Raw genomic sequence first — 13,473 nt, forward strand, 5'->3', positions numbered from 1 at the left:
CGTTGGACAGGTTTGGACTATTTGAATTCGGCGCGAAGGTAAAGCAATTGCATTGCGGCACAAGATCGACAACGTGATGACAATGCAGAGCTACCCCGGCACCGCATTGTCCCCCAGCTGCATTTTCTGCATGCATGTCCGAAAAAACGTTTTCATGAGCAAGGGGTCGGCGTGACCAGCAAACTCAAAAAGGCGGAACGCGAGAAGACCAACTCTGTGCGCACCCGCGGCAGATCGGCTCGCCGCCGCGCCGATCTGTCCGATGTGCTGGAGAGGGGCGCAGGCATACGCCCTCACAAGTTCATGGCCGACTTTGGGGCGATGCTTCCTATCGCCCTGGCATCGGGTGCTCTTCAGTCGACTGTCTATATCGCGGTCCTGCTCCAGGATGGGCGCAACGACTGGCACAATACAGTCTTTGTATGCACGCTTTTGATTCTAGGGTCGATATTTGGTCCGGCAACTACGGCCGCTCTGCGGACGCGGGAATTTCCGTTCACGCTGTCGGTGCTGATTGCAATCTTTGCGTTCAACATCGTCATTGTCGTGCCCTCAGCCTTGCGCGTGCCGGTCAGCTATACGGGATTTCTCGCAGCTGCGCCTATCGCCGTTCTTTTCGCAATCATCGCCGCAACGCGGCTGCGGGCCAAAACGGGCCCCGTTGCCATCCTGGACTTTCCAGGTGCCGACCAGATCGACCGGCGCGTTGAGGGGACGATCATAAAGCGGGCGGATGTTACTGACACAGAACACCTTTGGTCATTCAATCATCTGCTCATCGATCCCCAGACCCACTACCTGCCCGAATGGCAAACCTTCCTGGTGGGCGCCCAGTTGCGTGGAATTCAGATCGAGCCCTGGTTTTCTTATACCGAAAGCGTTACGCACAAGACCGATCCCAAGCGCTTCAATATCGCCCACCTGGCGTTCACTCCTTCGCAAATTCTCTATGTCCGACTGCGCCGGGGACTGGATCTCTTTTTGCTCGTCCTGGCAGCTCCAATCATTTTGCCGCTCATGGCAATGATTTGGGCCTATATCCAGGTGCTTGACGGATCACCGAGCATCTTCGTGCAAACGCGGCGCGGCTATCTGGGCCAGAGCTTCCGCATGCTGAAGTTTCGGACCATGCGGCGCGGAACGCATGGCGGTGCGACGGCCAAGAACGACAACAGAATCATACCTGGCTGCGGATTGCTGCGGAAATTTCGTCTTGATGAGCTTCCGCAGAGCATAAATATACTTAGAGGGGAAATGAGCTGGATCGGTCCGCGACCAGTTTCACTCGAAGTTGCCCGCGCCTGCGAGGTATCCGAGCCGACCTATACGGCACGCTATCTGGTGCCTCCTGGAATATCGGGTTGGGCACAGGTCAAGATGGGATATGCCGAAAACTTCGATGCCGAGATCGAAAAGCTCGCCTACGATCTGTACTATCTCAAGCGCATCTCGCTTGACCTGGACCTGGAGATTACGCTGCGAACATTCCAGACGTTGTTTCTGCGCAAAGGCGCGCAGTAAGTCCGGGTTCCGCCCACATGAGCCGGAACGCCGCACATTCGCCGGCTCCGATCTGTGACAATTCACAGCCAGAGCGTTGGCGGTGCAGGACGGCGCTTCTGGTTTGCGAATCCGGATTCGCAATTGCAGGTGTCATATCTGCCCATCATGCGCGAGCAACAATCCTCGACAAGCCGCTGCCAATCGGCGGCCCGTTGCCGGTGCCGGCCCCGGATCAGCCGAATAGCCTTTAGGCCGGGGGCCCCGCACCTGGGGCGCGTCAGCAAGAAGTGGAAACTGTTCTGCGGTTCGTGACGCCAATGAAACGAGAACAGAGATCAAGCCCACAATTACAGGCCCCCAAAGGGATCCGGACGTGAGTAGCGGATCAAATCTAAAGCGCGAGTTCGTGGCTGGGGGCCAGTGGCGACGTTGCGACATCCTCAAGCATTTTCGCAAGGGGGGCCATGTTGGCCTGCCGGAGCAGGTCGATCAGATCACCGATCTGATCCCCCGCAAGCTCGTGTACAAAATTTGCAGCCTTTATCTGCGCTTGTTTGACTTCCGCTTGGCGCCGCGTTCTGGCTTCCTGCCCCTCTGATCCCAAAACGATGTCGGCCACGCGCTTGCAGATCAGCGCATCGGTCTCGAGCTTGCCATCCTCGATGTCACCAACAATCTCATCACGCAATACATCGCTCAACTCCTCCGAAGACAGTGCCTTGAGCGTCTTGAGCTGCAAGACCAGCAATTTTGGCTGATCATTCGGCAGCGTGGCGGCAATGCGCATATAGATCTGGGCGCTTCGGCGCCCAAACGGCAGATTCTTGTCGACCCAGCTACAAAACAGACCATGCTCCATGTTTCCCTTGGCGTCAGTCAACAACTGCCCGACATCAAAATAGTACTTTCCCATCGCCTTGAGAGCCTTGTCGATCAGAGGCTTGTGCTGCTTGAGACGCGCGGCATCTTCAGGCGCAATCTTGCTTGGCATCACGGCTGCCGGGCGTTTTTCAGATTTATTATCAGTCATGATCGATAGTCCTCTCGATTGATCAGCGCTTTTTGCAAGACGCCCCTAAGTGTGTAATACTGTCTAACACGTTTGACAAGGGCTAAAATTCCCGCCATCTCTCAGTGAGCTAATCAGGACAAACACCATGACCGTCAACGGGTCCTGGCACGAGCGTGCGCTCGAGCTTCGCAAAGCGCTTGCCGACCAGCCTCAGGCAGGGAAACTCTATTTGATCGAGCGGGCTTCAGATCGGCTCGGCATTGCCGCGCAGACCGCCGCACAGCTCATTCGGGCCTCGGAGTTTCTCGATCGGCTCAACGATCCGGCGCTGGGAACGATGATCGCAGCAATGCCATATCAATCGGTTATTGCGATCGAGCGCTGGTATCTTCGCGATCCAAATGGACTGAAAACCTTTCTTGAGATCACTCCATCCCCTTCCGTGCGCCAGATCATCGCGGCCGAGCGCGCATCGCGTGCAACAGTGGATTTACCACCCCACCGCGGGAACCCGGCTCAGCACTTAATCGCGCATTTCTCGCAATACGATCACATACAGGCCGGACCGACTTTGCGCCGGCTCCTAGACCACTGGAGCATTTCCGCCCCCGATCTTGGACGCGCGGTCTGGTCCCAAAGCACCGGCTATGCCCGCGATGTTGGCCTTGAATGGCAAACCCGCACGCCAGAGGGAACGACGATCGCCCTCGCTACCGGCCCGACATCTCTTACTCTGGGTCGATACTCCCGTAGCGCCAAAACAATCTGGTTTGAAGCATCACACGCGGCAACACTGTGCGACATCATCTTTTATCTGTTGCCAAACGATGCCGCACGGGACGCCTGTCTGTCCGGCATGCCTCTGCCGCCCACTGGTCTCCAGCAATGGCCAGAGTGGAACGATATCAAAAATTCCAAACGCGGCGCGCCACGATCAGGGCCATTGCGTCCAGCCTCACCACGCGGCGGCGTTGCAATTTTCACGACGCCGGAGCGGGCCGTCATGGACTTCCAGACATGACGGCCTTTGACATCGTAAAGGCGCCGATCTTTTTTCGCGATATCGTCAAACGCAAACGGCGACGCGTCATGGAGCCGGTAAACGTGCTCATGCGCGTGCCGATCAAACTGCCGCCGCTGGATCCGGACAGGCTCTCCACCCCGCAAGAGTTCGGCGAACAAGATGGGCTCTTTCTGCATTCCACTGAGATAATGGCCCGGTGCAGCCAGCCATCCGGCCAAGCATACACTCTGGAGGACTTGCGAGAGCTCGAACGCTGCTCCGCAGAGGATCTCGTCGATGCTTTGGTGAAATCGCCCCGGCACCCCTATGCACCAGTTCTTGACGACGAAATGCGCAATCTCGCGGTCATCGAGCGCGACTGGGGGTCCCAATGCGACAAGGCATTGGCCTGGCTGCAAAAGCTGGCAAGTGTGGAGGGCGACATTTATGCACCCATTCCCTATCCATGCCTTGCGATATCGCTCGATACTGCCTCGCATCAACTGAAAGGTCAGGCGGTCCCCACGCCCAGGCAGTCTCCCGCCTTATTGCTGCCCACGCTCTACCTGCCTCTCGACATGCCCGCCTCGGTCCCGGACGACATCAGACGCGTCATAGACCTGCCCTGGGCCGGACGCGGAATCCCTCACAGCCCATCACGGCAGGGGTTAGGCCTGCCACCCTCCGACCGTAATTATTGGGCCGTCCGAACGTTTGCCGGGCTCTTCGATTATCTGGAACTCAAAGGGTCAGAACTCTGGCCAGGCGAGCTTCCTTATGGTGAGCTGGCGGCAGCCAATGCAGCGCTGAGACGCGTTGAGCGCCACGAGGTTTCACACGACTGGATCGGCCTTTTCCTCGGCGCCGAGCCCGATCGTTTCGGATCAAACAGCCAATATATTCAAGCGCTGCAATCTCTGTTGCGGGCATACTACGCCGCCCTGGACGAACCCGTGCCGCCCGACGCATCCGAGCTGTCCGGTCTTACGCTGTAGAGCGCCCCCACAATAAGAGGGCGCCACTCGCCCGGCCCAAAAAGCGCGACACGGCATGGATCGTCCATCATTTTCATTGGAACCAAGACATGATCTCGCTGCGCGAAACGGCTGTCCAAAGATACGCATGTCAACGCCTCTTCGAACCGCCGGTGAGCGCGTCCAGAGAGCGTGGAAACGGCGTTTGAACAAGCGGACTATACGCTTCCCTCTCTATACCCCTCCCTTGAACCCCTTGTCTGGCCGTTCCCTGGCAGGTGATTGCTTTTGGAACCGAGCCGGCACGCCCCCGTGCGCATCCCTCTCCTTTTCAAATTTTTCCCAAAGCTCTGCGCCCGATGGCTCTGCGACAGGCTTGCGGGTTGCCGCTTCGCCAAAGAACCGCTCAGCTTCCGCTGCGGTCGCAGACACTGCGTCGCCAACATCAGGCGTGCCGCTCTTATCGGGCGCCGGCTGCCAGTGTTCGGCAATAAAAACAGCGGCTGCCCTGCGTTCGTCTTCGGTGACCCAGTGGACAATGATGCCACCCGCGCCCTGCCCGTAACCCATTTGGCTCTTAAGGCCCAGATGTCCCGCCAGAAGCCGGATCTGTTCCATGCTCAAGCCCAACTCCCGCCACCGCGCAACAGCAACGTGCCGCCCGAAATAAAGACTGATCCGCTTCTTGCACGCCGCCAATGATGCGCGCGCCAACATCGAGGCAAGCGCATTCCGCCAGGCGACGAAATCACCGGTGTCGATCGCGTTCGATGTCAGACAAATGAGCAAATCGAGCGCAACGAGATCTTCGGGCCCCCAACCCAGCAACGGGATTGACCGCTCCGGATTGCCCGTCAGCTTTGCCGTTTGAACAATGCACACATGGCCCTGTCGCCGCATCCCGATCAATTCGATCGGACGAATACCCAACCGCGGCGCGCACAGCAGATACAACAGCAAGACGATTTCCCGCCTGTCTTTTGGACGCGTGACAAGTTTGGCGTTCGCCTGGGCGCTGCGCGCCCGCTTGAGGACCCTTGCCGCAAGCCGATCGCGCGTCTTCCTGATATCGCTATAGCGCGGCATTGTGATCTTGAGCCTGCTCGTCCGATCCTCATCGGGTGTGCCGCTGCGCTCATTGAGCCAGGTCAGCATTCTCTCTTGCGCTACCGCGACCCGGTCCACATCGACCCCCTTTTTGGCGAAGGTCTTGCAGACCCGCTTGATGGCCTGGCGATAGACCAGCACCGTCCCCGGACACAGGATATGGTCCTGGCGGAGCTGATGCCGGCAAAAGGCGTCAAGTGCGCTTTCATAGGATGCAACGCCCGCAGCAAAAGCGTGCCGCGACAGCTGCCGGGCCGTTTGGGCGTAAAAGAGGGTTGTCGAGGGCTTTCTCATTGGGGGTCCGTATATTAGTCGACGTTTTTATCATACGGAGATGTCCTGGTCAAGTTATTGTTTTTGTGGGTGTTTCTCCTCGTCACTCCCGCGTTTCGTTACGTTGCGAGTTTTCCCGGTCTATTGCGCTTGCGGCGCGGCGTGGGCCCGAAACAGGTGGGGCGGGTAACGGAAATATAGAACCAGGGGCAAAATCATTGAGACTCGTGGCGCCAGGGCCGAAACAGCGCGCCATTTGCCCAGTCGCGGCCATGCAGATGCCTCGTCGCGCCGCAAGATGGGGGGGAAGCAATGCCGTTTTTGCCGGGCTAGAGGGAACCGGACATTCGATCAGCAAGCGGTCGCGCCTGTTCGAGCGGCGGGCGCAAAGACAAAATCCGGTTGCAGCCAAAGGCAGCATTGGTCGGCTTCGGCCTCCGGAGACACCCGGAAACGGGGAGGTTGTGCGATAACGCTACAGGGCGATGAGTACGCGTATTAGCACTCAAGCTCGCCTATCCAACAAACTCGATTGGCCCATCATACAGTGCGATCTGGCCAGGATCATCCCCTCAGAACCGATGTCACGCGAGCGGTACAAACGTCTGGAGTGAACTCTGGGCGGCGCTTAGGTTTGGCGATGCGAGCACGCAAAGAACATCGTGCCGGAATTCATCGCCCCCATGCATCACAGCGCTTAAGGCTCTACGATAACGAAAGTGCCATTATGCGTTCCGATCTCACGGACGTTTTGGCCGTAGAAATGGAAGATGCTTTTCAAACCTCTGACGAACCCGGAAACGCAGATAGCTGTAATACAGTTCGTTCGTCATGACGTGCCGGTATGAGCGCGCGAAGGCAACGCGGGACGTTAGGTTCCAGGGTTTGCGTTCACCTGTGTAGTGAAGGACGAATGGGTCCAGAGCCATGTGCACACGGCGTGGGCCGATGAAATTCCATCTGGGTTCGAGGAGCAACACTTCATCTTTGAAGACGATATTGAGCAGGTCCTGATCATAATAGATCCGGCTCATCGTCCCATCTGCGGTAAAGCGCGCGAGCCGTCCAGGTATATCGGCGTCGCGCCATTTTGCCCTGTCGATCACGATAAGGCCTGCATTGAAATAGGGATCCGCTGGATCGATCAGGTCTCGGTTTTCCCTTGCATCGCGACGATTGGCAATCTGGAGCGCTGTGGGGTCGGGCACGGCGCCAATGGAGTTGCCCTCGAGATCTAGCTCCGCAAGCTTTTCGATTGGCGCCATGACCATCATGTCGCAATCAAGATAGATGACGCGCACTACATCGGTGGGCAGCAGCTTGTCCAACATGAGGCGCGCATAGACGATGTTGGTCATGCGCGGATGGTAGGGCAATCCGGCGACGAGTTCAGCAAATTCTCTGTTGGTGCCCAGATCGTAAAAGAGCAGCGAAGCGCCGAATTCCTCTTCGATCTTCAAGAGGTCGTTTCGGTGATCTGCCGTGAGCGGACGGTGGCAGAGATGAAAGACGAGATCGTTGCGCCTCTTTGTATGGAGGCAGATCGACCTCATCACCGCATAGGCCGGCGCCCAATAGCTATCGTCAAAGGTCAGCGCAACGTGAATGGATTTGTCCTGGGCGATCATTGTCTATCGGGGAGCGAGAAAGGGGAGGAATTTGGCGAGGCGCTTTTGCGTACGATAACGCAAGAACCGATAGAAGAGCGCGTTCGTCATAACGTGACGATACATCCGCGCATATCCCGCACGTGACAGAAGCTGCCAAGGGCGGTTGCGACCGGTGAAATGGAGATTGAACGGGTTGAGCGAAACATGTGCGGGTTCCGGGTCCACGACATTCCAAAGCGTGTCCAGACGCTCCCAATTGTTCTTCATGATCAAGTTGATGACGTTCTGGCTGTAGCTGAGTTTCTCCACAGTTCCCTCAGCTATGAGCTTCTCAAGATGCTCGGCGACGTTCTGTTCGCGCCACCTATCAACGTCGATAACCATCAGACCCGCATTGAAATAGGGATCGGCCGGGTGAAGGATATTGTCGCGTTCTTTTATGTCTCTGCCGGAGCCGATCAACTTCCCCCAAGGGTCCTCCACGGCGGCTAGGGGCTTTCCGTTCAACTCGACGTTCCAGAGGTTTTCAATAGGGGCCATGACCATCATGTCGCAATCGAGATAGATCAGGCGCTGGACATCCTGAGCGATGAACCGGTCAATCACGAAACGCGCATAAACGATGTCGGTCAGACGCTTATGGTTGGGGACGCGTCCCGCCAATTCCTTGAACTTTTCGGTTTTTGTCAGGTCGTAATAGCGCAGCGCTGCGCCGAACTCTTTGGCAATGCAGTCTAGGTCCGCGCGATGGTCGTCGCTGAGCGGCCGATGGCAGAGGTGAAATATCAAGTCTTTGCGTCGATGCGTGGCCAGGCAGATGGAGCGCATCAGCGCATACGCAGGCGCCCAGAAGCTGTTGTCGAACGTCAAGGCAATATGGATCGCACCCGTGCTTGGCGGATTGGTCATCTTGGCTCTTCCTTCGTCGAAATCTCTGGCGCGCGGTGTCGGCCGATAAACAGCGGGTCCATTGCACGGCACTTATGATGGGTCAATGATCCTGCGCCGGTTCACTTCGTCCGAGAAACTGCGCCTGGCCATCAGGATCGTCCTTGCAATAGCCCAGCAGGACCGCAGTAAACACCGGCCCGAAGCACAACAGCATTTCCGCAGCGAACGCCGAGCCGAACATGCCATAAATCGCGTAGCATGCGACCATGACAAAGGCTCCGTAGAGACGCTCATGGAACTGGCTGTCACGGATCGACCTCCAGGTCGCGATGATCGGAACGAGGAGGTAGATGAAATATGCCAGCAGGCCGAACACACCGGCGAGTGCGGCAAAATTTATGTAGTCGTTGTGCAGGTGCGACCAGCCGGCAACGTCGTCTGCGATTGTTGTGTCGATCATGAAAGGGCGCGCCGCCTCAACATGATGGCGCCAGCCATGCCCAAAGATGGGTTCCTGCAGAAACGCAAGAATGCCACCTCTAAAAAGTTCGAGACGCATCGCCACAGAACGATCGATCGCCTCGCCTTCGGCGACGAAGAGATAAATTGATTCCAGTGCGCGAAATGCGCGCACATTTTCTCCAAGAACAATAATCGCAGCCACCGCCAACCCAGCGCCGGCAATCGCCGCCCCTGCCAGTATGATGCGCGCTCGCGGAGCCAATCTAACGGCTACGAAGACTATGAAAATTGCCGCAAGCGCCATGACAATCATCAGGACCGATCGTGTGCCCGCCAGAACGGTGGCGTAAAGGCCAGCCACCGGCCCAATAAAAAACACATACCGACGCCAGCCGCTGAAGGCCCAAAACCCCATCAGCGCGAGAAAGCCGAGCATAATGCACATCACTGCGAAAGGATTTGTCGTGTTGACCCACCCTACAGCTCGCGGCAGGCCAGATATGCTCACGTCATAAAGCGCCATTCCTAAAGACATGATCGCGCCCACAAGTGCCAGGATCGCGATCACCTTGGTATGCCCATGCCCAGCTGACTTATTCATCAGTCCGATGGCTGGGATAAAGAGCAGGAAGGGCAGAAAATTCCCAACATTGTTGAAGTGTTCCCACCCGCCGGCTGCGAATGTGAAGGCAATGAGAAGGCCGAGAAACGCTAAAAGATACGCGTAGCTCTCCCAGCGATTCATCGAACGGCGAACCTCACCGTCCAGAAGGAGCACCGGCCAAGCGGCAACCAAGACTGCAAGATAGATGTAGGGCGATGCGTTCCCGAAAAGATTGGCTAGAGCCAAGAGCGCTACCAGCACTATCCATGTTGCCAGCACATGTGTGCGGCCGAGTTCCGCCATCATATTGTTCTCCAAGCAGTTTGGCCCGATGTTGCAGTTTTCCGTCAGTTGCGTGACACTGGAAAAGGCGAGATATTTCAATTGACGCCGCCAGACTTGATCGCGGCTGGTTCGCTATTCTGATACCCGTCCAGTGAACCCTAAATCAATGGTCCAATCATGGTAACGATATCGGCGGTATCCGACACTTTGCATCCCCAGCACGACCAAACCGATGGTTCGGAAAGCTACAGAAACCGCTTCCCAGACATAACGGTCGGGTTCAATTGGCAGCGTTTTGAGACCGAGCAGTGGCCCGTCGAGCGACAGGTCGTAGTTGATAGGGGCCAGATTCTGAGTTTTCATACCTTTTTTCGCTACAGCCTCGGTCGCATCAACGGCCATTTTTTGCACTGGCTAAATATGCGACTGATGACCGTCGGTGAAGTGCTGAAAAAACTCGACCGCGTGCCGAAGACTGATCAGGACAGCATCAGATATTTTGCATCCCTCTATGACGCGGCAAACGAGCCGGTAGAACTATCGATCCCGACATTCGCGTTACCTCATGGGGGACAGTATCTCATGGATTTCAATCATCGCGTCTGCGGCCTTGCGCTTTCCGGTGTCGAGTTCCGACTTGATGTCCATTCCATCAAAGGGCCGTTGTCAGCGGAGGTCCTCAAGGATGCGACGCACTGCAAACCTTAAGCCTCGCATGTGTGTAGGCCATATTGCGGTTCTGGCGAAACCGCGGCAGGTGCTATAGACCGGCGTGACCCTGCCCTTCCCGCGGAGCTGACGCTTGCCTGAACTGCCCCCGATCTGCTCGTTCTGGTACGGAGACCTGAGCTATCTGGCCCGCTTGTGCCTCGCGTCCTTTGTCGAGAAGGGGCACAAGGTGACGCTATTTTCCTATGATGATCTCGGGGGTCTGCCGCCCGGCGTTCATCTCGCAGATGCCAGCGAAGTGCTGCCACGCGAAAAGATGTTTTTTTATAAGGGCACACGAACCCCGGCTGTCTTTTCCGACCTCTTTCGGCTGGAACTGATGGCACAGAACCGCGGGATATGGGTCGATTGTGACGTGTACTGCGTCCGGCCTTTCGACAGCCTTCCTCCCTATGTCTTTGGCTATGAGAATTATCCGACGCTGCGAAATGGCTTTGCCGCGCAAGTCAATCAGGCGGTCTTCGCATGCCCGGCGCACAGCGAACTGCTCGCCGCTCTCAAAGCTGTTTTCACCAGCGGCAATATCCCCCCTGGCCTGGCACCGTGGCGTCATGCCGAAGTTGTCGTTCGGCGGGCGCTGGGCGAAGATTTGCCGGTCCACCATATGCAATTTGGTGCGACCGGGCCGGTGCCGCTCAACCACTATATCAAGGCCATGAACCTGACGGGTTATGTCCAGCCAAAAACTGTATTTTACCCCGTGGATTACGGCACCGCCGACAGACTCTTGCAGAAAGGGAGCCGCATCGAGGACTTCGTCGCGCCCGACACGCTTGCCGTCCATATCTGGAACAGCGCGTTGACCGCGCGCGCATCGGGAACTCTCGCACGACCGGAGCCCGACAGCTTCATTTACAATGAATTGCATCGCCTGGGTCTCGTTTAGGCGATGATCGCGCAACCAGACAGACGCTTTCCAGCATCGAGCGCAGCATTTCTCCCGGACAACGGGCCGTTGCGCCGTGAACCTATTGCGCCGCAGCGAAAGCGGCCGCATATGTTTCTTGAAAGCTTCGAAGCGCTCGCTCTCGTCTATGACTGCTTTTGGGATCACAAAGGTGAGGCGGTTATCCTCGTTGGGCCGCCAGCGATCAATCTCGCCGCGGCATGGGATAACGCACGGTTTCGCGTTGATGGACCCAAACTTCAGGCGTCCCATTTTCCGTCACGATCCACGCAAGTGATCACGCTGTCCGGTGTCCCGGCACGTGCATCTGAAATCACCCTCGAATTCGGCGACAACCGGTTCACCCTGCCCATCAGGGAAAATGAGGCGGACGATCTGGCCGGGCTCAATGTGCTGGTTACGATGAACAAGGATAACGACCTCGCTTGGATCGAAGCGTGGGCGCGATGGCATGTCGTGATGCATGGCGCCAATGCGTGCCTGTTCTTCGACAACGGCTCGACGCGCTATGGGACGGCCGAGATTGCCGACAGGTTGGCAGCGGCCGGCATCACGCATCCCCGCGTACTCTCTTGGCCGTATAAATATGGACGGAAGGACCCCGCGATCCTTGACCGCCCCCACTATCCCCATTTTCTACAGGTCTCGAGCCTGAACGTCGCCCTGCGCCGTTTCGGCATGCGCGCCAACGCGATCCTCAATTGCGATATCGATGAATTGGTGAGCGCAAAAGGTGGCAGCGTTTTCGACGCCGCGCGATCTAGTCCCCAAGGCATCGTGACCCTCAAGGGAAATTGGGTCGAACCCGTGGGCGAAAATCTCACTTATGGCATTCCGCATCTGGCGCAGCGCCATGCCCACCGCCTGCCGCTGCTCGCACGATGCGCAAACAAATGGGCACTGGACCCAAGTCGCGACTGGGTGGACGATCTGACAGCAAAGCCGAGCGTGCACAGGATGTACGACGTTCCGAAAGCGATTTGGGCCGATGCGCCAATTCGTCACTTCTGGCACTTCAAGGCCATCAATACGGGCTGGAAAGAGCATCGGAACGACAGCCGACCAAACGCATGGCTGGTGAGACGTCTTCCGGAACTTGACGCTGAGGCCCAGATATATGCTGGCGCCAAATCCTAGCCTGACGGCTTGTCGATGTGACCTTCCTTGCCCTCAACGACTGGCCCTCCCGGTTGCTTTTGGTCGATCTGGCAATATGGGCTGTCACCTTTGAAGTACACTCGGGTCGACTTGAGGCCTTTGGGCAATAGGATCAGGTGATCCAACGCGTTTCTTATGCCCCGAGCGAAAGCAGATATAGACGTTCTCGTATTTGCTATCCGATGCCGGGGCTTGTGTGACGACACAATTTTTCGAACCGGCGGGGGATCGATATCGCTCAACCCTATACCCGAATTCTCGCGAGATTCGCCGCGGCTCGCAAACTGAACCACGAGTGCCGGATTGACGTTGGCGCGCGTTAAGAGATTGCCGGGACGAGAAAACGGATCGTAAAGCGCGTGGTCAAAGACACGATCACCCCAACCGTTGTAGGCCGCGAGCTTTAAGGCAGCATCGCGCGTGAGCAGATATCCTGCAGCTCCAGTCAGAGTGGACCGAAACTCGTGAATCGCTATTTGGGTGGACGTAGTCTGTGACGCCGGAAACAATCGGACTCGCCGCGCATGGTCGAGGCGAATGAGGTCATATCCAAAACCACCGCTGTCCTCGTAGTCCTCAAGGAACTGCGGAAGTGTATCGGAGAGGAGAGCATCATCCTCAAAGAACGCCCCGAGCGCCTTGCCGGTCGAAACGAAGTCCTCGATCATCGCCAGGTGGCTCTTGATGCACGCAAGCTCGACCGGCCGAATGCCCTGGCCCGCCGCGCAGAACCTAGCGATCTCATCGGGCGTTAGATCAGCCGGGGTTATTGCGCTTTGGCGTTTGAAGTCCAAACCCAGGCGCCGCGTTTGCTCTTCGAAGAATTCGCGGCGATCGGCACGTGTGTCGAGGTTTATATAGCTCAGGGTGACGGTCATTGGGCGTCTCGGATGTTTCTCGCGGCGTGCAAGTCCGGCCCAGCACAATCGGACCGCCGAACGCCCGCAACCATATA

At 57.2% G+C, this 13,473-nt stretch carries 12 protein-coding genes; 6 read left to right on the forward strand and 6 right to left on the reverse strand.

What is annotated here, in order from left to right:
- The first annotated feature begins 171 nt into the window (after positions 1-171).
- Positions 172-1,521, forward strand: coding sequence for a sugar transferase (locus tag BLR31_RS15245; RefSeq protein WP_090597563.1), 1,350 nt, complete (start codon positions 172-174; stop codon positions 1,519-1,521).
- Positions 1,522-1,894: 373 nt separating this feature from the next.
- Here the strand turns inward: BLR31_RS15245 and BLR31_RS15250 are convergent, their stop codons facing one another.
- Complete coding sequence (locus BLR31_RS15250; protein WP_090597564.1) at positions 1,895-2,533, reverse strand: DUF3102 domain-containing protein; 639 nt, start codon at positions 2,531-2,533, stop codon at positions 1,895-1,897.
- Between the two features lie 127 nt (positions 2,534-2,660).
- Between BLR31_RS15250 and BLR31_RS15255 the strand changes: the two genes are divergently transcribed.
- Together BLR31_RS15255 and BLR31_RS15260 are read left to right on the forward strand one after the other, a co-directional pair.
- Positions 2,661-3,536: a hypothetical protein gene (locus BLR31_RS15255; RefSeq protein ID WP_090597565.1), complete on the forward strand. Its 876-nt coding sequence runs from the start codon at positions 2,661-2,663 to the stop codon at positions 3,534-3,536.
- Positions 3,533-4,513 (forward strand): hypothetical protein, encoded by a 981-nt coding sequence (locus BLR31_RS15260; RefSeq protein ID WP_090597566.1) that lies wholly within the window; start codon positions 3,533-3,535, stop codon positions 4,511-4,513. The genes BLR31_RS15255 and BLR31_RS15260 overlap by 4 nt, the downstream gene beginning before the upstream one ends.
- Positions 4,514-4,726: 213 nt before the next feature.
- Here BLR31_RS15260 and BLR31_RS15265 read toward each other — a convergent pair whose 3' ends face one another.
- From BLR31_RS15265 to BLR31_RS15280, 4 genes are all read right to left on the reverse strand, one after another.
- The gene (locus tag BLR31_RS15265) at positions 4,727-5,893 is read right to left on the reverse strand and encodes a site-specific integrase (RefSeq protein WP_090597567.1); all 1,167 of its coding nucleotides are present in this window, start codon (positions 5,891-5,893) and stop codon (positions 4,727-4,729) included.
- Positions 5,894-6,612: 719 nt separating this feature from the next.
- The gene (locus BLR31_RS15270) at positions 6,613-7,500 is read right to left on the reverse strand and encodes a glycosyltransferase family 8 protein (RefSeq protein WP_090597568.1); all 888 of its coding nucleotides are present in this window, start codon (positions 7,498-7,500) and stop codon (positions 6,613-6,615) included.
- A gap of 3 nt (positions 7,501-7,503) precedes the next feature.
- A complete protein-coding gene (locus tag BLR31_RS15275) occupies positions 7,504-8,391 on the reverse strand; it encodes a glycosyltransferase family 8 protein (RefSeq protein WP_090597569.1) in 888 nt (295 codons plus the stop codon).
- 82 nt (positions 8,392-8,473) lie between these two features.
- Positions 8,474-9,745, reverse strand: a complete 1,272-nt coding sequence (locus BLR31_RS15280) for an O-antigen ligase family protein (protein ID WP_090597570.1) — start codon at positions 9,743-9,745, stop codon at positions 8,474-8,476.
- A gap of 156 nt (positions 9,746-9,901) precedes the next feature.
- Between BLR31_RS15280 and BLR31_RS15285 the strand changes: the two genes are divergently transcribed.
- The 3 genes from BLR31_RS15285 to BLR31_RS15295 all read left to right on the forward strand — a co-directional run bounded on the left by BLR31_RS15285 (position 9,902) and on the right by BLR31_RS15295 (position 12,497).
- Positions 9,902-10,432: a hypothetical protein gene (locus BLR31_RS15285; protein WP_090597571.1), complete on the forward strand. Its 531-nt coding sequence runs from the start codon at positions 9,902-9,904 to the stop codon at positions 10,430-10,432.
- 94 nt (positions 10,433-10,526) lie between these two features.
- Complete coding sequence (locus tag BLR31_RS15290) at positions 10,527-11,339, forward strand: capsular polysaccharide synthesis protein (protein WP_143009404.1); 813 nt, start codon at positions 10,527-10,529, stop codon at positions 11,337-11,339.
- A 111-nt stretch (positions 11,340-11,450) separates the two neighbouring features.
- Complete coding sequence (locus tag BLR31_RS15295) at positions 11,451-12,497, forward strand: hypothetical protein (protein ID WP_090597573.1); 1,047 nt, start codon at positions 11,451-11,453, stop codon at positions 12,495-12,497.
- Here the strand turns inward: BLR31_RS15295 and BLR31_RS15300 are convergent.
- Positions 12,494-13,396, reverse strand: a complete 903-nt coding sequence (locus tag BLR31_RS15300) for a glycosyltransferase family 25 protein (RefSeq protein WP_090597574.1) — start codon at positions 13,394-13,396, stop codon at positions 12,494-12,496. The genes BLR31_RS15295 and BLR31_RS15300 overlap by 4 nt on opposite strands.
- Positions 13,397-13,473 lie beyond the last annotated feature (77 nt).

It is taken from the genome of Pelagibacterium luteolum (genome assembly GCF_900100665.1).
GTDB lineage: Bacteria > Pseudomonadota > Alphaproteobacteria > Rhizobiales > Devosiaceae > Pelagibacterium > Pelagibacterium luteolum.